18 protein-coding genes are annotated in these 25,372 nt (G+C 67.9%); 11 read left to right on the top strand and 7 right to left on the bottom strand.

Going from position 1 to position 25,372, the window contains the following annotated elements:
* Positions 1 to 13: 13 nt before the first annotated feature.
* Positions 14 to 1,486 (bottom strand): sugar nucleotide-binding protein, encoded by a 1,473-nt coding sequence (locus C3B71_RS05315; RefSeq protein WP_108966614.1) that lies wholly within the window; start codon positions 1,484 to 1,486, stop codon positions 14 to 16.
* A 464-nt stretch (positions 1,487 to 1,950) separates the two neighbouring features.
* Between C3B71_RS05315 and C3B71_RS05320 the strand changes: the two genes are divergently transcribed.
* The 7 genes from C3B71_RS05320 (at position 1,951) to C3B71_RS05350 (ending at position 10,622) form a co-directional block, all read left to right on the top strand.
* Positions 1,951 to 3,510, top strand: a complete 1,560-nt coding sequence (locus C3B71_RS05320) for a DUF2142 domain-containing protein (RefSeq protein ID WP_108966616.1) — start codon at positions 1,951 to 1,953, stop codon at positions 3,508 to 3,510.
* Positions 3,511 to 3,625: 115 nt separating this feature from the next.
* Positions 3,626 to 5,485: a phosphotransferase gene (locus C3B71_RS05325; RefSeq protein ID WP_108966618.1), complete on the top strand. Its 1,860-nt coding sequence runs from the start codon at positions 3,626 to 3,628 to the stop codon at positions 5,483 to 5,485.
* The gene (locus tag C3B71_RS05330) at positions 5,482 to 6,492 is read left to right on the top strand and encodes a DMT family transporter (protein ID WP_083565258.1); all 1,011 of its coding nucleotides are present in this window, start codon (positions 5,482 to 5,484) and stop codon (positions 6,490 to 6,492) included. Before C3B71_RS05325 ends, C3B71_RS05330 begins: the two co-directional genes overlap by 4 nt.
* Entirely contained in the window at positions 6,473 to 7,354 is an 882-nt protein-coding gene (locus tag C3B71_RS05335; protein ID WP_073327161.1) for a LicD family protein, read from the top strand. Before C3B71_RS05330 ends, C3B71_RS05335 begins: the two co-directional genes overlap by 20 nt.
* A complete protein-coding gene (locus C3B71_RS05340) occupies positions 7,351 to 8,214 on the top strand; it encodes a LicD family protein (protein WP_073327160.1) in 864 nt (287 codons plus the stop codon). Before C3B71_RS05335 ends, C3B71_RS05340 begins: the two co-directional genes overlap by 4 nt.
* A gap of 2 nt (positions 8,215 to 8,216) precedes the next feature.
* Entirely contained in the window at positions 8,217 to 9,473 is a 1,257-nt protein-coding gene (locus C3B71_RS05345) for a lipopolysaccharide biosynthesis protein (protein ID WP_181574871.1), read from the top strand.
* Positions 9,474 to 9,518: 45 nt separating this feature from the next.
* On the top strand, positions 9,519 to 10,622 hold the full coding sequence (locus tag C3B71_RS05350) for a glycosyltransferase family 4 protein (protein WP_108966621.1): 1,104 nt from the start codon (positions 9,519 to 9,521) through the stop codon (positions 10,620 to 10,622).
* 28 nt (positions 10,623 to 10,650) lie between these two features.
* Here the strand turns inward: C3B71_RS05350 and C3B71_RS05355 are convergent, their stop codons facing one another.
* From C3B71_RS05355 to rfbA, 3 genes are all read right to left on the bottom strand, one after another.
* Entirely contained in the window at positions 10,651 to 11,034 is a 384-nt protein-coding gene (locus tag C3B71_RS05355; protein WP_108966623.1) for a DUF2304 domain-containing protein, read from the bottom strand.
* 2 nt (positions 11,035 to 11,036) lie between these two features.
* Positions 11,037 to 11,792 (bottom strand): glycosyltransferase family 2 protein, encoded by a 756-nt coding sequence (locus C3B71_RS05360; protein WP_073327155.1) that lies wholly within the window; start codon positions 11,790 to 11,792, stop codon positions 11,037 to 11,039.
* Between the two features lie 149 nt (positions 11,793 to 11,941).
* On the bottom strand, positions 11,942 to 12,814 hold the full coding sequence (rfbA, locus tag C3B71_RS05365) for a glucose-1-phosphate thymidylyltransferase RfbA (protein WP_073327778.1): 873 nt from the start codon (positions 12,812 to 12,814) through the stop codon (positions 11,942 to 11,944).
* A 264-nt stretch (positions 12,815 to 13,078) separates the two neighbouring features.
* Here rfbA and manA point away from each other — a divergent pair, with 264 nt between their 5' ends.
* On the top strand, positions 13,079 to 14,266 hold the full coding sequence (gene manA, locus C3B71_RS05370; RefSeq protein WP_073327154.1) for a mannose-6-phosphate isomerase, class I: 1,188 nt from the start codon (positions 13,079 to 13,081) through the stop codon (positions 14,264 to 14,266).
* A gap of 464 nt (positions 14,267 to 14,730) precedes the next feature.
* Here the strand turns inward: manA and C3B71_RS05375 are convergent, their stop codons facing one another.
* On the bottom strand, positions 14,731 to 15,504 hold the full coding sequence (locus C3B71_RS05375) for a TIGR03089 family protein (RefSeq protein ID WP_234416115.1): 774 nt from the start codon (positions 15,502 to 15,504) through the stop codon (positions 14,731 to 14,733).
* A gap of 346 nt (positions 15,505 to 15,850) precedes the next feature.
* On the opposite strand from C3B71_RS05375, the gene C3B71_RS05380 reads away from it, so the two are divergent.
* From C3B71_RS05380 to C3B71_RS05390, 3 genes are read left to right on the top strand one after another with little or no spacing between them, the layout of a single operon-like run.
* Positions 15,851 to 16,099, top strand: coding sequence for a WhiB family transcriptional regulator (locus C3B71_RS05380; protein WP_275405338.1), 249 nt, complete (start codon positions 15,851 to 15,853; stop codon positions 16,097 to 16,099).
* A complete protein-coding gene (locus C3B71_RS05385) occupies positions 16,096 to 19,995 on the top strand; it encodes a glycosyltransferase family 2 protein (protein ID WP_108966625.1) in 3,900 nt (1,299 codons plus the stop codon). The genes C3B71_RS05380 and C3B71_RS05385 overlap by 4 nt, the downstream gene beginning before the upstream one ends.
* Positions 19,992 to 21,476, top strand: coding sequence for a DUF5719 family protein (locus C3B71_RS05390; RefSeq protein WP_108966627.1), 1,485 nt, complete (start codon positions 19,992 to 19,994; stop codon positions 21,474 to 21,476). The genes C3B71_RS05385 and C3B71_RS05390 overlap by 4 nt, the downstream gene beginning before the upstream one ends.
* Before the next feature lie 231 nt (positions 21,477 to 21,707).
* Here the strand turns inward: C3B71_RS05390 and C3B71_RS05395 are convergent, their stop codons facing one another.
* The gene (locus C3B71_RS05395; protein ID WP_108966629.1) at positions 21,708 to 23,456 is read right to left on the bottom strand and encodes an LpqB family beta-propeller domain-containing protein; all 1,749 of its coding nucleotides are present in this window, start codon (positions 23,454 to 23,456) and stop codon (positions 21,708 to 21,710) included.
* On the bottom strand, positions 23,453 to 25,279 hold the full coding sequence (mtrB, locus tag C3B71_RS05400; protein WP_234416116.1) for an MtrAB system histidine kinase MtrB: 1,827 nt from the start codon (positions 25,277 to 25,279) through the stop codon (positions 23,453 to 23,455). Before mtrB ends, C3B71_RS05395 begins: the two co-directional genes overlap by 4 nt.
* Between the last annotated feature and the right edge of the window lie 93 nt (positions 25,280 to 25,372).

The raw sequence follows: 25,372 nt of genomic DNA on the forward strand, positions 1-25,372 counted from the left end.
AGCGTTCACGAACTCACAGTTCGATGGTGGGCACGTAGGCGTCCAGACGCTCCATGGAGTTGCCCGGCGTGAAGCCGGTTGCCTCGATCTTGCTCAGGTCCAGAGCGCTGCGAAGCGGACGCGGGGCGATGCCCTCCTGCCCGGCGTAGTACTCGGCGGTCGTCACCGGCGTGACCTCCTCGGCGCTGTGGCCCACCAGTTCGAAGACTCGCTTGGCGACGTCGCACCAGGACACCACCGGCCCCTCACCGGACAGGTTGTAGGTGCCGAACTCGGCGCCGGTGCGCAGCAGATGGATGATGCCGGCCGCCAGGTCGGTGGTGAAGGTGAGTCGGCCGGTCTGGTCGTCCACTACCTTCGGGGCGATGCCGCGCGCGGCCAGGGAGGCCATGGTCTTGGCGAAGTTCTTGCCGTCACCCACCACCCAGGAGGTGCGCACCAGGTAGTGCTTGGGGGTGGCCTCGACGGCGGCGTCGCCGCCCGCCTTCGACTGGCCGTACACGCCCAGCGGGCTGGGGGACTCATCCTCCGTGTGCGGCTCAAGCGTGCCGTCGAAGGTGTACTCGCTGGAGATGTGCACCAGGGTCAGATCGTGGCGGGCCGCCTCCCGGGCCAGGTTTGCCGGGCCGGTGGCGTTGGCGCGCCAGGACAGGGGCCGTCCCTCGGGGGTCTCGGCGCCGTCGACGTTCGTCCAGGCGGCGGCGTTGATGATGATGTCGTAAACGGACCAGTCCCAGGCGGCCATGGCGTCGGCGTCGGAGATGTCCACCTCCGGCAGATCCACGCCGGTGGGGCTGAAGCCGGCCGCGGGCAGCTGCTTCATGAGCTCGCGGCCGAGCTGCCCCTTGCAGCCGGTGACCAGCACGCGCCTGCCATCCGCGGTGGCGTCGGTGGCTGCGAAGGGGACGACGTCCGCCAGGCGCGGGTGGGCGCGGTCCTTGTCGGACTGGATCGCCTGCTCCAGCGGAATCGGCCACGGCACGGCGACGGTCTCATCGGCCAGGTTCAAGAAGGTGTACTGGGCGTCGGGCGACCAGTGATCGTTGACCAGGTAGGTGTAGGCGGTGTTCGGCTCCAGCGTCTGGTAGGCGTTGCCCACGCCCTTGGGCACGAACACGGCCACCGACGGGTCGATCTCGGTGGTGTACACGGTGCCGAAGGACGGCCCCTCACGTAGGTCCACCCAAGCACCGAAGACGCGACCGGTGGCCACCGACACGAACTTGTCCCACGGCTCGGCGTGGATGCCGCGGGTCACCCCGACCTCGTCGTTGAAGGAGATGTTGTTCTGCACCGGGCCGAAGTCCGGCAGCCCCAGGGCCGTCATCTTCTCCCGCTGCCAGTTCTCCTTGAACCAGCCCCGGTTGTCGCCGTGCACGGTCAGATCGATGCGCAGGAAGCCGGGAATCGGGGTGGTCTCAACACCGAGCGGCTTGAGCAGCTCGATGCCGTCGGTGCGGTCGGGGGTGTCGGCCGTGTCAGTCATGGTTCTCCATCTGGTTCGCACTACGGTGCCGGGCTGACGGCGAGCGCCGCAAGCCGTCGACCCACCTAGCCTAGACCTGTAGGGCATCCCGTCCCTCCCGGCTGGGCAAATGCCGTCTCTCGGTCGAGGAAACCGCACGTTCACGCGCCATGGCAGGGGTACCTCACTGGCAGCAACCTGGATAGGCCCACCCAGCCAATGCCGCTAAGCCCGGGTGGTTGGCTTCACTCCAGGCAACCCAGGAAACAAACAGAGTCTCCATAGCCGCCTCAATACCTGCTAGCATTCCCTGGCGCGAGCTTCCGGCGACTGTTTGCGAGATCTTCTCGGTCGTGTTGACGAGACTGCGTGCTGCTGCGGCATGCGCAACTCCTGCATGGCGGGGTGCGACAGCGCCGGCGTTCCACTCCTCTCCGGTCGGCTTGGGGTGCGGGCATCGCGTCGAGCAACGAGGAGAATAATCAATGGATGCAGCAACCGGGTCGAGCCAGGCGGGACGATCGCGGTGGCCCCTTGGAAGCCGCAGGCGCCTCGGGGCCGCGCTGACCATGCTGCTTTTGCTCGTCGTCGGGGTCGGCTGGGTGCTGTGCTCCCCATTGGGCGGCTCTCCCGACGATGACTACCATCTGGGAAGCATATGGTGTCCGCGTCCGGTGGCGGAGTCTTGTCAGACCAAGACGATCGACAACGTTACGCAGGTCCTGGTGCCGCAGACCATCGATGATGATTCGCTCTGCTATAAGAAGCACCCGGAGACATCTGCTGCTTGCCGGATGTCCTATTCGGACGAGACGACCGCCTATACGGCTCGTTATGACGACGGGAACTATCCGGTGGGTTACTACCGTTTCCATCACGCCCTCGTCGGTAGCGACGTCACCCGCTCGGTGATTATAATGCGTGTTGTCAACGTCCTCATCGCAGTGGCCCTGTTGGGAACGATTGCGCTGCTGTCGCCACCCGCACTGCGTGCCGGCTACATTGCCGCGGTCGGATTCGCCTGGATTCCAATGGGCGTATATTTCGTAGCTTCCAATAATCCCAGTTCGTGGGCGCTGACTGGGGTGCTTGCCTACGCCTCCGGCTTATTCATGTCGCTCAGGGCTGAAGGTAAGCGTCAGTGGCTGCTGCTGGGGCTGGGCGTCGTTGGGAGCGTGCTCGCCTGCATGTCCCGTGGCGACGCGGCCTTCTTCCTCTTCGTGGTCTCCCTGGCGCTGCTTCTGGGGGTGCGTTGGCGGCGGCAGATCCGTGTCCATGCGCTGGTCGCGGCTGTTGTTGGCTTTGCTGGAGTTTGGGTGATGCGGAGCACGGGGCAGGGCGGCTACGCCTCCGGTGAGGGGGCTCAGCCTCCGCCAATGACTCGTACCCGGCTGTTCGAGATCGTTCAGGGTGTGCCTCAGTTCCTGGCGGGTATGTACGGGCGCCGCTGGGGTGGAGGTTGGTGGGATGTCCCCATGGACGGCGTGATCACCATTGGCGCGCTGAGCCTCGCCGCTATCGCGCTGTTCATGGGAGTCCGGGTGATGACCTGGCGTAAGCTGTTGTCGGCGGGAGTTATTCTCGGGGCGCTGGCGGGAATGCCCGTTGTGTATGCGATTCTCAATGGCTTGCCGAATGTCTATGTCATGGTTCAGCCCCGCTATGTGCTGCCGTTGCTGGCGGTGTTCTACCTCGTGCTTTTCCTCACCGACGACTCGCGTACGATGATGACTCGTACGCAGGCGATGCTGGTCGTCGTTGTGTCCACTGCGGTGAGTTCCGCTGCGGTTCATCGACTACTGCTCCGGTATACGCAAGGCATTGAAGACATCAATCGTGTGCCCTTTAACCTTGATGTCGGCGTCCAGTGGTGGTGGAACATTCCTATCTCCCCGATGCAGCTGTGGGCATTGGTCACGGCCTGTACCCTCTTGGCCTCCACGATGCTGGTGTGGTTGGTGGGCGGCGGCAGGTCACGGCCGGTTGAGCGCGAGACTCCCACTGCCTCCGCGGCGCCGACGGCGGAGTCGCCTGCTGCCGCGTGACCTGGAGGTGGGCGGTGTGGGCCATCGCCGTGGGAAACGCCGGCGGCGTTTGTTCAAATCTGGGTGGCGTGTGTATGCTTTCGAACGCTAGTCTTGATTGAAAGCTGATGAACGGATGGTGTTGCCTGTGACTTCTCCAGATAAGGGGACCCTTTCTTTGAAACGGTCGCAGTTCGATGTGCTCTACGCGTACTTGCGCGCCGGAGAGCCGCTGACTCAGCGGCAGGTCCAGGCGGCGACCGGCATGTCGTTGGGCAGCGCCAACGCTGCGGTGCGCGAGTGTGAGGCACGCGGGCTGCTGGCGGATCGCTCCCTGACTGACGCGGGTGCAGCCGCGTTGGAACCGTACCGCGTGACCAACGCCGTCGTACTCGCTGCTGGGCTCTCCGAGCGGTTCGCTCCGATTTCCTACGAGCGTCCCAAGGGAACCCTGCGGGTCCGTGGGGAGGTGCTCATCGAGCGGCAAATTGAACAGCTGCTTGAAGCCGGAATAAGCGACATCACCGTCGTTGTCGGATACAAGAAGGAGTACTTCTTCTACCTGGCGGAGAAGTACGGCGTCCGAATCGTCGTCAATGATGAGTACGCCACGCGTAACAACAACGGTTCTTTGTGGCGCGTACGCGACCGGCTCGACAACACCTACGTGTGTTCCTCGGATGACTACTTCACCGTTAACCCCTTCGAGTCGCACGTCCATCACGCCTACTACTCGGCCCAGTATGCTGAGGGCAGCACCGACGAGTGGTGTATAACCGTGGGCGCAGGTGATCGCATTACCGGCGCGACTATGGGCGGTGCCGACGCCTGGACGATGCTCGGTCACGTCTACTTCGACCGGACCTTCTCGGCAGCGTTCCGCCAGATCCTTGAAGAGGTGTACCACCTGCCGGAGACCGCCGCAAAGCTGTGGGAAGCGATTTACCTCGACCACGTCAGCGACCTTGACATGCGAGTGCGCCGCTACCCGGCTGGCGTCATCAATGAGTTCGACTCGGTTGACGAGATCCGTTCTTTCGATCCGTTGTTCATGGAGAATGTGGACTCGGAGGTGTTCGACAATATTGCCTCGGCTTTGGGCGTGCCAAAGACAGAGATAGTCGACTTCTATCCGCTCAAGCAGGGCATCACGAACCTCTCGTGCCACTTCAGCGCCGGCGGCCAGGAATACGTGTACCGTCATCCAGGCGTCGGCACGGACCAGATCGTTGATCGGCAAGCTGAGTTTGATGCTCTGTTCCTGGCCCGGGAGCTCGGCATTGACCGGACATTTCTCGCGGGCGACCCAGACAAGGGGTGGAAGATATCCCGTTTCATCCCCCACTGTCGTAATCTTGACGTGAACCGTCCTGGTGAGTTGGCGCGGGCGATGTCCATGGCGCGCAGTCTTCACAACAGCGACCGAGTGCTCGCGCGCAGCTTCGGTTTCGTGGAGGAGGGGCTGCGCTACGAGCGCCTACTTACCGCCAACGGTCCCGTCGATGTGCCCGGATATGGCGAGCTGCGGGAGAAGATCCTTCGGCTTAGCCGCTATGCCGATGCCGACGGCTTCCCGGTCGGGCCCAGCCACAATGACTTCTTTCCGCTGAACTTCCTCGTTGATGAGCACGGGCACATCGATCTTATCGACTGGGAGTATGCCGGTATGTCCGATGTTGCTAGCGACTTCGGAACCATGGTCGTGTGCGCCCAGCTGAGCGGCGAGCAGGCTGAGGAAGCGCTATTCGCCTATTTCGAGGGCGAGCCCACTCCCGTTGAGCGACGTCACTTCTGGGCACACGTCGTTTTTGCCGGCTGGTGCTGGTATGTATGGGCGTTGGCGAAGGAAGCGGAGGGGGATGAAGTGGGGGAGTGGCTGTTCATCTACTACCGCCATGCCGTCGACTACGTTGATGCGCTGTTGGCCTCCTATGAGACAGACACTCCGTTGTTGAGCGCGCCGGCGCCGCGCCTGTCGGCGGGAGCGGTGGCATGAGGTACGGGGTGATCAGCGGGGCGCTGTGGGGCCTCGACACCGTTGTTCTCGGTATGGCCCTGGTACTGGTGCCGTTTCTCGGCGTTGGGAACGCGACGCTAACCGGCGCCGTTCTGCACGACACCACGTGCGCTATTGTGCTTGCGCTATATATGGCAGCGCGGGGTCGGCTGCACGATACCGCGGCGGCCCTGCGCACTCGTAGCGGTAAGATTGTCATGCTTGGGGCGCTCCTGGGTGGTCCCTTCGGAATGACCGGCTACCTGATTGCGATTGATAACATCGGTCCTGCCTACACCGCGATCATCTCCACGTTCTATCCCGCCGTGGGCACCCTGCTGGCCGCGATTCTGCTCGGCGAGCGTATGAGACCGCGACAGGTGGTGGCGCTGGTGGTGGCACTGGCGGCAGTGGTACTTATCGGATGGTCCTCCACGGAGTTCGATGTTCCCGGCTCAGCGCCGGTCGGTGTTCTTGCCGCGCTCGCGTGCGTGTTGGGCTGGGGCTCTGAGGCCGTGCTGTTGGCCTGGGGCATGCGTGATGACACGGTTGATAACGAGACTGCGCTGCAGATTCGCGAGACCACGTCCTCACTGGTCTATTTGCTAGTGGTTGCACCGTTGTCCGGGATCCTTGGTTTCACCTTGGCGTCTGTGGCAACGCGGGCCGCCTCGGTCGTTGCGCTTGCCGGAATTGCGGGTGCGTTCTCATACTTGTTCTACTACAAGGCCATCGGCACAATCGGGGCGTCGCGAGGCATGGCCCTGAATATCTCGTATTCGGCATGGGCGGTACTGTTCGCCTTTCTGCTCCAAGGGTCCGTGCCCACGCCGCTGCAGATCGCGGGGTGCCTCGTCCTGCTGGTTGGAACGGTACTGGCGGCTACGCCGGACTGGCGTACGCTGGTGACCTTTCCGGGGGCTGGACGCGATGCGGCCTGCCCTGACTCGCCAACTGATGACGGCCCAGATCAGACGGGAGATGCCAATGCCTTCTCACGCGGCTGACCAGCGGCAGCTTGACCACATCCACGTGCTGCTCACCCGTTTGCTAGGCGAGTTCGATCGGGTGTGCCGCGAGTTGGGGATCCAGTACGCGGTCTACGGTGGCACCGCCATCGGAGCGGTTCGCCACCGGGGATTTATTCCGTGGGACGACGACGTTGACGTGATGCTCACGCGTGCAGACTACGAGCGGTTCCTGTGCGAGGCCCCCGCCGTCATGGGAGGGGAGTTCGAGCTGCACAACACCCGTACCGTCCCCGAGTTCCCTTTTATGTTCACCAAAATGGTGCTCAAGGGAACGCTTTTAATCCCCGAAGCGGATAAGGACTCGAGCTATCGCATGCCTTTCTTCGTCGACGTCCTTCCGGTGGATAATATTCCTGACGACGACGGCGCCATGCGTTCTATGAGCCGCCGGAGTTGGCTTTGGGGCCGCCTGCTGTTTCTGCGAGGTACTCCCCGCCCCTACCTTATCGGCATCACCGGAGTGCGCCGCCGCCTGATCTATGCGCTCACAACTCTGGTGCACTGGGGCCTGAGGCTGACTCGAGTCTCGCCCGCCGCGCTGCAGCTGCGGTGGGAGAAGGCAGTACGCGCTTACGAGCACGAGGACACGGGACGTATGGCCGACTTCACCATGCGCGATCCCTACAATTGGGTAGTCACCCGCGAGGAGTTGTTCCCCACCCGCGACGTACCTTTTGAGGACATCACCGTAATGCTTCCGCACAACTATGACGCCTTGCTGAGCCGCGGTTACGGCGACTACATGGCCCTACCGCCGCCGGACCAGCAGCGTAATCACCGGATGCACCTGGTCGACTTCGGGCCGTATGCCGACGAGTTCGAGGAAGGACGGTCATGAGCGGCGACGAACCATCGGAGCAGCTCGCCCAAGTCCAGCGCGCGACTACGCTTGTCCTAGAGGAGCTTGACCGCGTGTGCATTGACCTTGGAGTCCGCTACACCGTCTACGGCGGCACCGCTATTGGTGCCGTGCGTCACCGGGGGTTCATCCCCTGGGATGACGACGCCGATGTGTGCATGCCCCGTCCGGATTACGAGCGCTTCCTTGACCAGGCTCCCGCTGTGCTGGGCGAGGCCTTCAAGATTCACTCGCCGCGTTCCGATCCCGACTATCCTCAGACTTTCGCTGTTCTAGGACTGGTGGGCAGTGAGTTCGTTTCGCAGGCGGCGCGGGATCGCCCTTACCGCATGCCCATTGGAGTGGATCTGTTCCCGCTCGATTCCTTGCCTGACGATGGCGCCTCCTACCGCCGCCAAAGGCGAAGTACCTGGCTGTGGGGGAGGCTGTTGTACCTGAGAGGAACCCCGCACGCGCAGGTTGACCTGCCGGCCCCGCTGACCCATCTCGCTACCGGCGTGCTGCATGTTGTCCACTGGACGATGCGTATGCTCGGCGTAAGTCCGCGCCTGCTGCAGAGCCGGTGGGAGCGCAGCGCGAGACGCTTCGAGGGAAGCCACACCGAGATGCTGGGTGACTACTCGACCACAGACCCGCGCCACTGGGCAGTGCGTCTGGACGAGCTCTTCCCGGCCCGCCGGGTGCCCTTTGAGGGGATTCGTGTCATGCTGCCTCGCCAGTATGATGCCGTCCTGACCCGCGGTTATGGTAGCTATATGGAACTGCCGGCGGAGGATGAGCGGGTGAACCATGCGGCAGCCTGGGTGACTTTTGGGCCCTATGCTTCACCGGAGGACTAGGCGTGGTCAGTGGCGACAGGCGGCAGTTGGGCCGCGACTACGTGTGGAATACCGCGGCCTCGCTCATGAGCTCGCTTTCCCTGGTGATCATGCTCACGGCGGTTACTCGCACCGCCGGAATTGCCGCGGCCGGGGTCTATTCCCTGGCGATCGCCGTCGGCCAGCAATTCCAAACGCTGGGCATGTACGAGGTTCGCACCTATCATGTAACCGACGTCTCCGGGCGCTACGCATTCGGGAACTACCTGGCCACCCGCATCGTGACGACCGTACTCATGATTGGGGGGATCGTAGCGGCGACCATGGCGGGGGCTAGTCCTCGCGACGGACTAGTGAGCCTCTTGGTGGCTATGCTGCGCATATTCGATGCGGTTGAGGATGTGTTCTACTCCGAGTTCCAGCGCAATGGGCGGCTGGACATAGGAGGCCGTGCCTGCTTCTGGCGAATCACTACCACGACCGGTGTTTTCGTCGTGACCCTGGTGGTGACTCATGACCTGATGAGTGCCACCATTCTGACGTTGGTGATGTCCAGCATCGCCTTCGTTCTGCTGTACCTGCCCGCGGCACGGCGCCTGTTCTCGGTGCGACCATGCTGGGACTTCAACCGGATCTGGTCCCTGCTCGTAGAATGCCTGCCGCTATTCCTCGGCTCTTTCCTGGCGATGTATCTGACCAATGCGCCGAGGTACGCTATTGAGGAGTTCCTGGACTCTCAGGCGCAAGGCGTGTTCGCTATCATTTACATGCCGGCAGTAGCCATCAATATGCTTTCCCTGTTTGTGTTCCGGCCATTGCTCACCCCGATTGCCTCCCGTTGGGTCGGCGGTGACAGACAGGGGTTCGCCAGGCTTGTTCGCCGGGGCCTGGTGACCACTTCCGGGGCGTTCGTCCTGGTGGCGTTGGTTTCGCTCGTGGCGGGGCCGTGGATCCTGCAGCTTGTCTTCAATCAGGATGTCTCGGCTTATCTGCCCGAGCTCATGATATTGGTTGCCGGTGGTGCCTTCAACGCTGTGGCGGTCATCCTGTACTACGCCCTGACAACTATGCGTCGTCAGGTTCTGGTCTTTGGAGGCTACGCCGCCGCCGCCGTCGTCGTCCTGGTGCTCAGCCGCCTGTTGGTGCCGATTTGGGCGCTGATGGGAGCGGCCCTGTCATACGCGGGGGCGATGCTCGTGCTCGCCCTGCTGTTCTTACTTCTGTCCCTGCATTCAGCGCGGCTGGCCGGTGCGCAGACGCACGCGACGACGCGTCGGTAGTACGCTGAATGCCGGTCACCCCCATCACTTCAGAAAAGGCCGCTTGTGCACCTCGCTATCGTTACGAACTCCTATCCGCCTCGTCTCGGCGGGCTCGAGTCCCACGTCTCCAACCTCGCTCAGGGGCTGGACGACTTGGGACACCGGGTGCACGTCCTGACGATCTCGTCTGAGCGCTCCAGGCGCAACGACGGCGGCGTCAAGGTTCTGACGGGCCGTGCCCACCTGCCGATCGCGGAGGTCATCTCCTTCCCGGGGCCGGGAACGGCCCGGGCAATCGCGCAGTACCTGCGGCGTGAGCACGTCGACGTCGTTTCTACACACACACGCTTCTTCCCCATGAGCCTCGTAGGGATGCGGGCTGCACAGGCGGCGGGGCTTCCCGTCATTCACACCGAGCACGGGAGTGGTTTCGTCGCCTCTCCTTCCCCCATTATCACCGTGGGCTCCCGCGCCGTTGACCTTACTGCGGGCCGATATGTTCTGCGCCATGCCGACCGGGTGCTCGGTGTCTCGCCCGAGGCGGCTGCATTCGCTCGACGTCTAGGTGCTCCACATGCAGACGTGTTCTACAACGCGATTACACCATCAGTCTTCACGGATGCGGTTCCGGACCGGCCTGACCACCTGGTGTTTGTGGGCCGAGTTGTGGCGGGAAAGGGATGGGACACCTTCCTGCGGGCGGTGTCGGCGTTGCGAGCGGCAGGGCAGGACGTGACCGGCGAGTTGCTGGGCGACGGAGCTCAGCTCGCTCAGGCCCGTCGGGAGTGCAGGACGCTGGGGTTGAACGGAGTGGTCGCGATACGCGGTCGTGTACCGCAGGAGCAGGCGCGCGCAGCCCTGCGCGGAGCGACGCTGGTCAACCCTACGGTGCTGTCTGAGGGATTTCAGACCACCCTACTGGAGACAATTGCCGAGAGGGGGCGGGTCGTGACGTTTGAGGTTCCCGGCGCTCAGCTGCTGAGGGAGTCGGGGGCGCCGGTGAAGATCTGTCGTGAGCGGAGCCTGGACTGTCTGGTGACGGCTCTCCAGGAACTCTTGGATAATCCGCCGGTTCCCGCATCACGGGAGCTCATCGATCCCTGGACTTGGCCGGTACGCGCACGTGAGTACAGCGAGGTGGTCGGTGAAGTACTCGCCGGTCGCTGAGTCCCATGAATGCTGATTCTAGGGCCCGCTACTTGGTGTCGGGTCCGGCATGCGGATGTCGGGGGAAATGGGGATCCAGACCCGCCTGGGTTACAATTAGATTGAGGATTGCGATGTTTTCCGCCAGAATCCGTGTCTCGTCCTCGAGACGGCTAATCTCCAGTGAGTGATGGAGCGTAACCCCCAGCAATAGAAAGATCGCCAGTACGAATAGCAGGTTTGAAGGAACTTCGAATCCGAGGAGGTGGGCCAAGGACGATAGCAGTCCGGGGACCACCGCCAGTAGAACGATGGCTATTCCCACGAGAATCCACAGCGCGGCGTATTTTTCTCGCAGTTTGCCGCCGCGCAGCAGCGTGAAAACAAAAGCGACAACGAGGGCGGCGATGAGGAGGTAGAAGAGCTGGGACATAGTCACTCCCCCTTCTGGGCGGCTGTTGTCGACTCACGCCCCGCTCGGATAATGGGCCGGCGGGTCAGCGCGATGAACAGTGCGAACATGCTTCTGATGAGGTATACGGCAGCCTTCCAGGGATTGTTGGAAGGCGCGCCTGCTTGTCTAGGCCTCATGTCCACACCGACTTGATTCACGGTCAGTCCCGAGCGCACAGCGATGACCAGCGAGTCAATTGTGTCCCCCAAGTACTCGGCCGGATAGTGGAGGCAGTACTGGTCGATCGCGATCGCATCCGCCGCACGGAAGCCGCTGGTGACATCGGTTAGCCTGGTATGCGCAATCCGTCCGATAATGGTGGCGAGCATCACCATCGCCCAGCGCCTTGGCCCGCGTACCCGGTATGTTCCGGTCTTGGTGAAACGTGCTCCGATGGAGATGTTCGAGTGCTCGAGCCCAGCGAGCACCCGATTGATGTCACGAGGATCGTGCTGGCCATCCGCGTCGACTTGGATGGCTCTGGTGTAACCGAAACGGCGGGCGAACTTGTATCCGGTCCGCATCGCCCCGCCGACGCCGAGGTTATAGGGCAGATCGAGGACGTGAGCTCCGGCCTCTTGGGCGATCTGCGAGGTGCGATCGGTAGAGCCGTCGTTGACGACGAGCAGGTCGTAGTCCGGGACGATCCGGCGTAGTTCGCTAATGGTCCCACCAATCACGTCCTCTTCATTCCATGCCGGCATGATGACCAGCGTGCTGGGGAATTGGGTGGGCATGGCAACTCCTGCTGAGCGGGTTTTTTGTACGACTACGTTAGCAATTGGCTGAGATGTCTCGGAAACGACTCGCCTGCTCGGTTCGGCCTCTTGCGGTGGAGCATTCGCGGCCTCACTGTCCGGGTGCGGGCGGCTTGCCGCTGGGCCCGTCAGCGCCGCTCGCGCTCGAGCAGGCCGAGCAGGTACTGACCGTAGCCGGACTTGACCAGCGGTTCGGCGCGCTCGCGCAGGCCGTCGTCGTCGATGAAGCCCATGCGCCAGGCGACCTCCTCCGGGCAGCCGATGTTCAGCCCCTGCCGGTGCTGGACCGTGCGCACGAAGCTGGTGGCGTCGGCCAGCGAGTCGAAGGTGCCGGTGTCCAGCCAGGCGGTGCCGCGGGGGAGCACCTCCACGGTCAGTCGCCCGGCGTCCAGGTAGGTGCGGTTGATGTCGGTGATCTCGTACTCGCCGCGCGCGGAGGGAGCGAGGTTCTTGGCGATCTCAACCACATCATTGTCGTAGAAGTACAGCCCGGGAACGGCGTAGTCCGACTTGGGACGGGTGGGCTTCTCCTCGATGGACACGGCCTTGAAGTCGGCGTCGAACTCCACCACACCGTAGGCCGTCGGGTCGGCGACCTGGTAGGCGTACACGACGCCGCCGTCGGGGTTGGTGTGGCGGCGCAGGCGCGTGCCCATGCCAGGGCCGTAGAAGATGTTGTCACCCAGCACCAGGGCGGCCGGCTGGTCGCCGATGAAGTCCGCCCCCAGCACGAAGGCCTGCGCCAGACCGTTGGGAACCTCCTGCACCGTGTAGGACAGGTTCACGCCCAGCTGGGAGCCGTCGCCCAGCAGCCGGTGGAAGCTGGGCGCATCGTGCGGGGTGGTGATGACCAGCACGTCCTGGATGCCGGCGAGCATCAGCGTGCTCAGCGGGTAGTAGATCATCGGCTTGTCGTACACCGGCACCAGCTGCTTGGAGGTGCCCAGGGTGATGGGGTTCAGTCGGGTGCCGGAGCCGCCGGCCAGGATGATGCCTCGCATGGGCACAGTCTGGACCATGCACACCCCATTTCGTCGCAATTGGGGCGGCCGGGTTTTTGCGGTACTGTCCGACGGGTCCCGGAAGAAGACGAGTGCCGGGCTTACCTGGTACCGCCCGGGGCGGGTCGCCGAGGGGGCGGCTGGGAGCGAGTAGCCGTGAGCGCCGCTGGAAGCGTGTAGCCCTGAGCCGTCGCGAGTCCCGGGGCGGGGCGTCGCCGGCGTCATGACCGGAGGCGGCCGCAGCTTCCGTTACCGTTGGCCTTCATGGAACGTCTTGACGGTGCGCGGCAGCGCTACGACTGGGGCTCGCCCGAGGCCATACCCGAGTTTCTCGGCATCCACGAGGACGGCCAACCCTGGGCCGAGCAGTGGTACGGCGCTCACCCCGCCGGGCCCACCCGCGTGGGTGACCGCACCCTGGCCGCACTCATCGACTCCGACCCGCAGCGCCTGCTCGGGGAGGACGTGGTGCGGCGCTTCGGCCCCAAGCTGCCCTTCCTCCTCAAGTTCATCGCTCCCGCCCGCGTACTCTCCCTGCAGGTGCACCCCTCGCTGGAACAGGCGGTCGAGGGCTACGAGCTGGAGAACGAGGCCGGTGTTCCCCTGGACAGTCCAATGCGTAACTACAAGGACGCCAACCACAAGCCGGAGATGGTGTTGGCGCTGACCCACTTCGAGGCGGTCACCGGCTTTCGGGCGCCGCGGCGGGCCGCCGAGGTACTGGCCGAGCTGCGCTCCCCGTTGGCTCGGCGCATGCGTCGCACCCTGCGGCTGAATCCGACCCGCTTCGGGATCCGGCAGGTGTTCACCGACCTCGTCTCCGCCTCCACCCGGCCCGCGCCGGCGGAGATCGCCGAACTGGTGGAGGAGATAGATGCCCGGCTAACCGCCGGAGACTCGCCGTCGCGGCGGGTTGACTCCAATGTGATCAGCATGTGGCGGTCCTTCCCCGGCGATCCGGGCGTGGCCGCGGCGCTGCTGCTCAACCCCGTCACCCTGCGGCCGGGCGAGGCCCTGTTCGTGCCCGCGGGCAGCGTCCACGCCTACATCTCAGGCATGGGCATCGAGGTGATGGCCTCCTCCGACAATGTGCTGCGCGCCGGGCTGACCACCAAGCACGTGGACGTGCCGGAGATGCTGGCCTGTGTGGACTATGTGGCGGCGCCCCCGGTGCGTCCCGCCCCCGAGTACCTGTCCCGGGCGACCCGCGCCTATTACGTGCCCGTGGACGACTTCGAACTGCTTGTGACCACCGTGGTCCCCTCCGACGGGCGCGTGCAAGTGCCCGGCCGAGGGCCGCGGATTGTGCTGGCGACCGAGGGGAGTACGACGGTCACCACGCCTGCCGGGCAGGCGCCGCTGGTGCGCGGACAGGCGCTGTTCGTCGGCGCCGACGAACGCACCCTGGCGGTCGAGGGGGAGGGGACCGTCGTCCAGGCCGACGTGCCCTAGTCGGTGTCGGTTCTGGCGTGGCGCCGGGCGCTCTTGGGGTAATCGGCTGGAAGCGCCGTGCCGCAATGACCGGTCTCGGTGCAGCTTCGACCTGCCTCGGCGGCTGGGCGGTTAGGTCGTGTTGTGTGAGTCGTTTGTGCCGGTGGGGCGGTGCTGGCGATGTGGGTGGTGGTCTGGTAGCGGATGGCGAGTTCGTCGTATCTGGTGGCTACCGGGCTCCAGTTTGAGTGGGCTTGGTGTGCACCCGTCGAAGGGGGCGAGTAGGTCTTGTACCGCCCCGGTTGGACCGCCCACGCCCCGATGGACCGCCCACGCCCCGGTTGGACCGCCCACGCCCCGTTGGACCGCTGTAACCGGCGGCTACGGCGGTCCAACCGGGGAACAGGGGTCCAACGGGGGAACAGCGGTCCAACTGACAGGCTCAACAGCCACACACCGCCACCCAAGCACTTACACAACAGGACCTAGGCGCCCTCCTGGCGGGCGGCCGTCTGGGTGAGCTCGGCGTCCGCGTCTGGCGAGACGAGCACCGCGGTCAGCCCGTTGCGCCAGGCGGCGAGCACGCCGCGCATCGCCTCCAGGGCAGTGTCGGAGCGCACCAGTGCGGCTCGCGGCCGCGTCCCGGCTGCGGAGGCGTGCTCCGCAGCGCCGGGCGCGTCGGTCGGGTTTGACGACTCGGCCAGCCCCGCGACCAGGGCGGCGCGCGAGATCCCTGCGGGCGTGCCCGAGGCTTGCGTCGCATCAGCCCGGAAAGCGGTGCGGGCGCCATCGACGGCCGGTGCGGTGAAGGAGTCCGCGTAGCCCATGACGTCGGCTACGCCATCGAGCACCAGCGGCGGCAGTTCGCCCGGCCAGCGCATGGCCAGGGCGGCGCGCGGCACCAGCACCTGCAGCTGCGCATCCGCATCCAGCTCCTCCGGGGTGAAAGCCACCGACACGTCGGCGGGGGCGTCGAAGGTCACCGTCCCACCTGCGAGCCAGGTGCCGCAGCACCAGGTCACCGTGCGCCAGTGCGCCCCCAGGCTCAGTTGCACAAGCGGGTCCGCCTCGACGCCCACGGCCGGGGCCTCCTCGGCGAGCAGATGAGCGATCTTGCATTGCCACATGTTCAGCACCCGCCCGGTCAGTTCCACTCGCTCGCCCGGCGCGTACCACACGAGCCAGGCGCGGTCGGCGTCCGCCGCCGTGGGGAGCAGGTCGGCAAGAGGGTCATGCGGGTGAGTGGTGTTGCGGATCACGGCACAGATCTAAGCAGAGGCGTGGGGTCGCTGCCGTGGCGCGGCGTTCTCGCCGCTGATTGCCGTGAGGCTGTCGCCGTGGGGCGTCTTGACGCTCCCGGAGAATCGGCTGTGAGCCACGTCACGATACGTAAAAGTTCAGTCTTATAACGGCGTGTCTGCGCCGGTCTGCGTGCCGTCGCAATTAAGTGAACTTCTCTGCCGCGGCTTGACTCACGGCGGCTCACACCCGTGTAATTCTACGTGAACATCGTCCGCATCCTGAAGGGAAGCCATCGTGTGGAACATCCTCGGCGACGGGCCGCTTGAGCGGTCCGACGACGCCGACGACGAGGCGCTCCTCCTTCTGCTCGGCGACGACGATCCAGACGAAGGCCCCCTGGCCTGGCAGGAGCGCGCGCTGTGCGCTCAGACCGACCCCGAGGCCTTCTTCCCTGAGAAGGGAGGTTCCACGCGCGAAGCCAAGCGCGTGTGTGCCTCTTGCGAAGTCCGTGAGGAATGCCTGGAGTACGCCCTGGCCAACGATGAGCGCTTCGGGATTTGGGGAGGATTGTCCGAGCGCGAGCGCCGCAAGCTCAAACGGCGCGCGGTATGAGCCAGGCGGGAAGCGCCGCCCAGCAACCTGCACCCGGCGGGGTCCTCGCGGTCCTCGTCTCAGCCGGGGTCACCCCCTACTTGCCTGAAACCCTGCATGCCCTGGCCGGCCAAACCGTCGCTCCCGACGTACTGCTGATCGTCGACGTCGCCTCTCGCGCCAATGGACTCGGTGACGGCACACCCATCGAGGAGGCCGTGGTCGAATCCGGTACCGACGCGGTCACCGCTGTACGCGTGGTACACGTACCCGAGGCCACCGGTTTCGGCGACGCCGTCGGACGCGGCCTGACCAAGTACGCCGAGCTGATCGCCAAGGGCAACCGCAAGCGCCGCCGTCACCGCGACCACTTCGCGGGGTCGCGCCAGACGGACCGGCCGGACGCGACCACCGGCGCCGTTACCACCGCCTCCGGGCAGCTGACCGGCCCCACCGGCGCCATGTCGCCGATCTCCGATACCGAGATCTACCGTGCCACCGGGGTCGACGCACCGGCCGCCCAGCCCACCGAGGGCTCCTGGCTGTGGCTGTTGCACGACGACTCCGCCCCCGATCCCGACTGCCTGGCGGCGCTGCTCGCCGCCGTACGCACGGCCCGCTCCATTGCCCTGGCCGGGCCCAAGCAGGTCGACTGGGAACGGCCCCACGAACTGCTCGAGGTGGGCCTGCGCACCACCGCATCCGCCCGCCGCGCCAACGACGTCGTCGAGGGGGAGGTAGACCAGGGCCAACACGACGACCGCACGGACATGCTTGCCGTCGGCACCGCCGGGGCGCTGATCGACCGCGCCGTCTGGGACCAGCTCGGGGGCATCTCACCGGCGTTCCCGCTCTTCGACGACGGCCTGGAGCTGTCCCGCGCCGTGCGCCTGGCCGGCCACCGCGTCGTCGTGGTGCCCGACGCCGTCCTGCGCCACCGCCGCGCCAGCTACCTCGGCCTGCGCCCCGCCCAACAGCCCCACGGCCCGCACCGCGTCCCTGGTCACGCCGACCAGAGCGATACGCCTCCGACCGTCGCCGTCCCCGAACCCGATCCGGACCGCTCCTTCCGCGCCCGGCGCAGCGCGCAGCTGACCGCATGGGCGACCTTCTCGGCCCGTCCCTTGCCGTTGCTGCTGGCCTGGATCGTCCTGCTCGGGCTGGCCCGTGCCGCCTGGCGGTTGCTGACCAAGGCACCCGCGCTGGCCCGTGACGAGTTGGCCGCCGCCCTCGCCGTCGCTCGCAGCGGCGCCGCGATCCGGCGCGGCCGCAGGCGGCTCGCCGCGCACCAGGACGTGCGTCGCACCGTACTGTCCGAGCTGTACGTCAGCGCCGCCGACATCCGTGCCGCCCGCCGCGACCGGCGGCGCCAGGAGCGCGAGCGCGCCGCCCGTGAGGCCGCCCGCAGCGAGTTGGAACTGCGTGAGTTGGCCGCCCTGACCCGGCGGCGGCGCCTCGTCCTGGCCGGCGTACTGATCGTGGCGGGAGCCTTCGCTGCTGTCGGGTTGTCGCAGGTCCTGGTCGCCCGCACCGTGACCGGTGGCGCCCTGCCCGGCCTGGGGGTCAGCGGGCGCGACCTGTGGGACGCCGCCTGGTCCACCTGGGGCGGCTCCGGAGACGGCTATCCCGCCGCCTTGAGTCCACTGCTGGCCACCCTGGCCCTGCCGGTGGCGGTCGGCTCCTGGGTCGGCCTCGACGGTGACGCCCTGGTGCATATCCTGCTGGTGCTGGCCGTCCCCCTGGCGGCGCTCGGCGCCTGGTACGCCGCCGGCACCGTGACCCGCCGCAACCCGCTGCGCGCCTGGGCGGCGCTCGTTTGGGCGCTGGCCCCGGGGCTGCTGTTGGCCGTCGGACAGGGACGGCTCACCGCCGTCATCGTGCACCTGACGCTGCCGTGGGCGTTGACGGCGCTCGCACGCGCCGTGGGGGCGGATCGGCGCGACGTGGTCTTGTCCGGGATGGTGGGCGCGCACCACGCCACCCAGGCGGAGAAGGCCGAGCTCGACCGCTTCGCCGCCGCCCGCATTGAGGACCTGGCCGAGCTGGCCGACGACGACCCCGCGGCCCCTCAGGAGGCGCAGGACCAACTGGCGGAGGTCGCCGACGCTTCCGAGGTGGACGCACCGGGCGACGCTTCCGAGGCGGACGCCCTCGCCGCATCGGAAGCGTCCGCGGACGCCGAGCCGCCGGCAACAGACGCTGCCGCCGCTGAGCCCGTCGAGGTGCCCGAGGCCGCCGGCCCGCCGCTGCCCTTGCCGGAGCGCTACGGCCCCGGCTCACCCACGGCCGCCGCGGCGGCGGGACTGCTGCTCAGCCTGATCGTGGCCGCCGCCCCCGCCACCGCCGCGCTTATCCTCGTCGGCCTGATTGTGCTGACGGCATGCATGCGCCGCAGCGCGCCGCGCCTGCTACTGACGCTCGTACCGGTCGCGGCCACCGCCACCCCCGCCTGGTGGCGCGCCGCGCGCCTGGCCCAGGCCGGTGACGTGGACGACGGCGTGCACTATCTGCTCACCGACACCGGCCTGCCCGCTGCCGTCGCCCCTCCCAGCACCATCGAAACCCTCCTGGGCATGCCGCAAGACGTCGAGTCCCTGATCGCCGACCCGAACCTTGCGCTGACCGCCAAGGCCCTACTCGCCATCGTCCCAGTCGCGGCGGTCTTCGGCTTGCTGACCGGTGGGCGCCGCGGCAACTGTGCCCGCGCCGGTTTCCTCATGGCGCTGGGCGGGCTGGCCCTGGCCGCCGCCGGGACGCGCGTCATCGTCGCCGTCGGCACCCAAACCGACGGCACCGGCTCCGTCACCGTAGTCGCCTGGGCCGGCACCGGCGTCTCCTTCGCCCTTGCCGGCCTGCTCACCGCCGCCCTGGCCGCCGGCGACGCCGCATATGCGGCCCTGCCCGCCCACGCTCCCGGCTGGAGGCGCTGGGCGCGCGTCGGGCTGGTGGGCGCCGGTGTCATCGCCGTCGCCGCCCCATTGAGCGTGGGCGGGGCCTGGGCCCTGGCGGCCCACGCCTCCACCGCCACCGGCACCGACGCCGATGTGATGGCCCTGCGGTCTGCTGGCAGCCGCATCCCGCTGATCGCCGCTGAGATCCAGTCCTCCGACACCGCCGGACGCGTACTGATCCTGTCGGGAGGCGACTCCGGACTGCGCGTGCGCATCTGGCGCGGGGACGGCACCCAGCTGACCGACGTGACTCCCGACGTCCTGACAACCCAGCTCGCCACGCGCATGGCGTCCGGAACCACCGCGGCCGCAAGCCCCGCGCCGGCCACGACCGCGGCAGACGACCCGCTCACCACCACCCTGACCGACCCGGCCGACGCCGAACTCGCCGACCTGGTGGTGCGCGCCGCCGCCGGCCAGGACGAGGACGTGGCCGACGCCCTGGCGGCCCACGGCATCGCCGTCGTGCTGCTGACCGACGCCGCCGGCGACGAACTGACCGCCTCCACCCGCGCCGGCCTGGAGTCCACCCCCGGCCTGGAACAACTCGCCCGCACCGACTCTGGCACCTCCTGGCGCGTCGCCCCCGCCGCCGCCCCCGAATCGGCCCGGGCCGTACTGCAGGCCGCCGACGGCACCGCCACCACCATCCCCGCCAACGCCACCGGAGCCACGGCCGTCCGCACCGCCCTTCAGGCGGGCACCGGCAGGCGCGTGCTCATGCTCGCCGAGCGCAACGACGGTGCCTGGCGGGCCACCCTGAATGGCGAGCCACTTGCGGCCACCACCGTGCCCGACGCCGCCGGCCGCTGGCGCACCGCCTTCATCGTCCCCGCCGACGGCGGCGAACTCGTGGTCACCCATGGCACCACCCTCGGCGCGATCGCCGCTCGCGGCATCCCCGTCATCTGGGTCATCACCGCCCTGTTCGCCCTGCCCCTGCGCCGCAGGAGGCGCACCGTATGAGCCTTCCCCATCGCAAACTCTTCGCCATCGCCGGGCGCGTCGCCTCCGCGCTCCTGCTGCTGGCCGCGGTCCTCGCCCTGACCTGGTGGGGGACCGGCAGTCCGCGCGCGACCAGCCAGAACGTAACCGCCACCGCGGTGCCCGCCCCTGCCGCCGACGTCATCTACGCCTGTCCCGCAGCCCCGAACAACACCATCGGCGGCATTGACCTCGACGAGCCCACGGCATCCACCACCATCACCGCACTCGACGCCGACTCCACCCTCACCTACGGCTCGGAGTCGCTCGAGGACGCCACCACCACCTTCGATACCGCCGACGGCGGCATCCTGACGGTGCGGGCCCCCGGCGGCCAAGCCACCGGCGCCGTCGCCACGGTCACCACCCTGACCGCCGGCGGCGACCTGCGCGGCCTGAGCGCCGCCCCCTGTGCCGCCCCCGCCTCCGTCGCCTGGATCGTCGGCGGCTCGGCCGCCGTCGGCTCCTCCTCCGAGTTGCGGCTGACCAACCCCGGACTGACCACGGTTACCGCCACCATCCACCTGTACGGCTCCACCGGTGAGCTCACCCTGCCATCCTCCGGGCAGGTGGCCGTCGGCGCCGGTGAGACCGTCGGCGTGCTGCTCGAGGCCGCCGGGGCCGCGGACGACCGCCTGGCGCTGAGCGTGGAGGCGGACGGGGGCGTGCTCATTCCGGCCCTGGTCACCGAGTCCCTCGACGGTGAGACCCCCGCCGGCGTCGACACGCTCACCGCCGGCGCCGCTCCCGCCACCGACCTGACCATCCCCGGAGTCGTGCTCGTGGAGGCCGCCGCGCAGGGGGAGACCGAGGCCGACGGCGCCGACTCCTCCGACTCTCCGGCCGTGCGCGTGGTCAACCCCGCCGAGGCCCCCGCCACCGTGTCGATCTCTCTGATCGGCGCCGACGGCGAGGAGGACCTGCCGGGTGCCACCGCCGTGACCGTCGATCCGGGTGCCGTCTTCGACATCTCCCTGGCGGGCGTGGACCCCGGTGCCTACGCCGTGCACGTGACCTCGGACGCGACAGTGGGCGCGGCCGTCAAGCTTGTGCGCAGCGCGGGGGAGTACCCCGACCGCTCCGGCGCCCTCGCCCACGACACGGCCTGGGTGCAGGCCGCCGCCGACGCCGCGGGCTCCACCCTGGCCGTGCCCCGCGAGGGCGGCCTGGACGCCACTGTGGTGCTTACCAACTCCGGGGCAGCCGACGCTACCGTCACCCTGACCTCAGCGGATGGGGAGTGGACCGACGAGGTCACGGTCCCCGCCACCACCACGCTCACCCCCAGGGTTCCCGACGAGGTGTCGGCGCTGGTGATCACCGGGGCCGGCGGGCGGCAGGTCTCCGCGGCCGCCGTCGTCACCACCGAGGTTTCCGGCGACGTGCCGGGCACGCTCATCTCCGTGCTCCCCACCGTGCCCGACGCCGCCGCCCAGTCCTCCCGCAACCTCCGGCTGTACTGACCCTTTCCCGGCTCTGTCCCGCATTCTGTACCGGCCTGCGAGGCCATCGTGACGGCGTCGTGGGCGCGCCCGGAACCGTCTCGTACACGAGTTCCCCACAAAGACACGCATTTTGGAGGTTTGCATGGGCGCAGCACCCGCAAAGCTCTAAAACACGTGTACGCGACGCAAACGCGTGTGCATGACGCCGGGCGCGGGGCCGGGGCCGGCACTCCGCCCGACGAGTCGGGCTCAGGCCAGCGGGTAGGCGAGGTCGGCGACATCGGTGGCGCCCACCCGCCAGGCGGAGCCGCTGCGCTGCCAGACCTGGCCGTCCGCGTCGGTCAGCTGCAGGGTGCCGGTAACGCGGTCGGCGGTCAGGGCGGTAGCCGCCGGCGAGGTGATCGGGGTGGTCAGCGCGCCGCCCACGGGAATTCGGGTCACGCCCGATGCCTCCGCGTCCTGCCCGTCGGTGGCTGCCGCCAGGACGGCTACGCTGACCGGGTCGTACCAGACGACGGCGTCGGTACGGGCTACGACGGCGGCCGGCAGCTCAAGCGGATCGCCCAGCCCGGTGGGGGCGTCCCCGTCGCGGACAATGGCGGCCACGCTCACCCGGTCCGCGGAGCCGTCGGCGCGGTGGCGCACCACGATGCGGGCGGACTCGGCGGCCAGGTCGAAGGCCAACACCTCCCGGTCCTCCAACCAGGCGGCGACGAGCGCGGCGCGTCGGCCGCGGCCATCCACCGCCAGCAGGGCTCCGGCGGTGGCGGTCCACACCCAGCCGTGGCGGTCGGCGATGGGGGCGAGCAGCTCGTGGGAGTCGGCTTCGGTGTCGGCGTCTCCCACCGACAGGATCACGTCGGCCGCGCTAGCGCCGGCAGGCACGCGCAGCAGGCTGGAGCGGCTCAGGACGTAGACGGTGCCATCGGCCCCGAGCGTGGGGTGGGTGGCGGTGTCGGCGCCCAGGGTCTGGGCCGCCACCAGCGTGGTGCGGGTGGAGGCGGTGCCCTGCACGACCGCGCCCGTGCACATGCCGACCACCGCCCCGGGGTCGGTGTCCACAGCGGGCAGGGACGCCGCCGGTCCGAGCTCATTCCCGTCGGCTCGTACGGCCACGTCCTGCACCAGGATGCCACCGTCGGACGTCGCGCCGACCAGGGTGGCTCGGATCTGGGCGACCAGTAGCCCGGCCTGTGCCTGGTCCGGCGTGCCCAGGCCGGTCAGGTCCACGGCGGCGGTGCCGGCCTCCACCACGACGCCGTCGTCACCCACCGCGGCGGCCTCGGGGACGGCCGTGGCCACGCCCGCGGCCAGCCAGGTGGAGGGCCCGCCCAGAAGCGCCTCGATCAGTCGCCGGGGCAGCTCGTGCCGCGGCAACCACCGCAGCTCCGGGACCAGGCGCTCGTGGTCGGGGGTGAGGAAATACAGTGAGGCGGAGGCGAATTCGGTGGTCAGGTCACCATCGGACAGGAGCATTCCGGCCGGTAGTTCCGCTATGCGCCACTGGCCGGCGTCGTCGGCTACCAGCCCGTAGCGGCAGCGGTGGTTGGCCTCGGCGGCGGCGGTGAACACGCCGGCAGGGTCGACGTCGCCGATCAGATCCACCGTCACGTCCACCGCATCGTCGGCGAGGACGACCACCGGCGCGGTCGAGCCGTCGTAAACGCCCACCGTCTCGGTGGGTTGCCAGGAGGCGGCGGCATCGTCGGTCAGGAAGGCGCGGGCCGTGGCGAAGTCGTCGAAGAATCCGGCCGCGCAGGCACGCAGGAAGCCGATGACGATTTCCTCGGGGGCGGCGCCGTCGGCCGGGCCGGCCGCGCTCTGGACGAGTTGTTCGTCGGGACCATGGACGACGTTGGAACCGGAAACCTCCCCGGAGGTGGGCAGGCCCGTGCAGGCGGCGAGGGCGCCCGCGCCACCCAGCAGCAGGGCCGCGAGGGCCTGCCGACGTGGCAGTCCGCTTGCGCCGGTACCCCGGCCGGGGGCGGGCACGCTCACCGGTGTTCTTCCTCGCGCTGTCCGCGCGCCAGGGCATCTTCGGGAGTCTTCGCGGTGGGTGACTCATCCGCGCCAACGCCGGCGCCTCGGCCGGGAGCCTCGGGGTCGCTGCCGTTGGGGCCGGCAATCCCGGCGTCGTCGTTGCGGTCGACGTCGGAGCGGCGGGAGGCCGGTGACGGGGTCAGGGCCGGGGAGACCGGCGCGGCCTCATCCGTCTGTACGGCGTGGGTGCCGGCGCGGGAGACGGGCGGGGCATCGTCGGGAACCACCCCCAGCGGGCCGGGCTTGGTGAAGGTGCCGGGGGTCGCGTCCGGACCGAGCCGACGCGGGAGTGTCAGCAGGAAGGAGGCGCCGTCGGCGGGCCAGCCCCAGGCGGTGAGGGTGCCGCCGTGTAGGACGGCGTCCTCCAGGGAGATGGATAGGCCCAGCCCGGTGCCACCCAGGGTGCGTTTGCGGGAGGGATCGGCGCGGTAGAAGCGGTCGAAGACCTTCTTGACCACGTCCGGGCTCATACCCACCCCGTGGTCGCGCACACGCACGGCGACGGCGTCGTCATTGGCGGCGACGGTGATGTCGATCGGGGAGCCCTCGGCGTGCTCGAGGGCGTTGACGATGAGGTTGCGCAAAATGCGTTCCACCCGGGCTACGTCCACCTCGGCAACCACCGGCTCGGCGGGCGCGTGCAGGCGGATCGGGGAGCCGGAGGCCTCCACGTGGACCGCCACCAGGTCCAGCACACCGCGCAGGGTGGCGGTGATGTCCGCCTCCGCGGCACGCAACTGCACTCGGCCGGAGTCGATGCGGGAGATCTCCAGCAGATCGGAGAGCATCTGCTCGAAGCGGTCGATCTCACGCATGAGGATTTCCAGGCTGCGGGCGGCAAAGGGATCGTGGATCTCGTTGCGGGCCTGCCAGATCTGTTCGGCGGCGAGCCGGATGGAGGCCAGGGGGGTGCGCAGCTCGTGGGAGACGTCGGAGACGAACAGTCGCTCCACCTTCGACAGGTTCTCCCACGCCTGGATCTGCGCCTCAAGCGAATCGGCCATGTTGTTGAAGGACCGGGACAGGGTGGCGATCTCGTTCTCCCCGACCACCGGTAACCGCTCGTTGAGGTGGCCCGCCGCCAGCCGCTCGGCGGCCAGGGAGGCGCGGCGAATGGGGATCAGCACGCGCGAGGCCAGGGCCCACAGGCCGATGATGAGGATGAGCAGGAAGCCTGCGCCGGCGATGACGATCGCCCGGGTGGCCAGGTCGATCACGTGTTGTTCTGGGGCCAGTGTGTACACGAGGAACAGGTCGTAGCCGCCGGCCAGCGGCAGGTTGACCCGGGCGCCGACGACCAGGCCCGGGTCGGTGCCGCCGGCCGAGTCCGGGATGCCGACGGACTGGGAGTACTCGGTCCCGGCCTGCCCGGCGTCCACCTGGGCGACCAGGTCGTCGGTGACGAGTGCGGCCAGGTCGGCGTTGGTGGTCAGATCGTTGATGACGGTGGTGGCGGTCTCGTCCTCGGCACGGCGCAGGGAGACGCCCACGCCGCCGGCCCCGGCGAAGGAGTCATTGATGGCGGCGAGCTGTGCCTGCGCGGTGGTGGCCAAGTCGTCGGCCGTGTCCACGGTGGCGACGTCGAAGGCGGCCTGTGCGGCGACGGTGCGCTGGTGCGCGTCGGTGAGGATGGCCGCACGCCGCTCGGAGAAGACGTCATTGCGGATGGTCATGGTCACGGCCACGAGTAGCACCGCGATCAGCACGATCCCGGCGCTCGTGGCGAACAGCACCATGGAGGTACCCAACGAGCGGCGTACCGCCCGCAGTGGGGACGTCAAGCCACGGCGCCCCACGTGCCGGCCCGGGCCCTGGCTATCCACGTCAGTGCCTCAGGTGACGCGTCGGGCACGGGAGGCCGGCTGTGGGCGCCG

This window comes from Actinomyces sp. Z16 (assembly GCF_003111765.1).
Lineage (GTDB): Bacteria > Actinomycetota > Actinomycetes > Actinomycetales > Actinomycetaceae > Actinomyces > Actinomyces glycerinitolerans.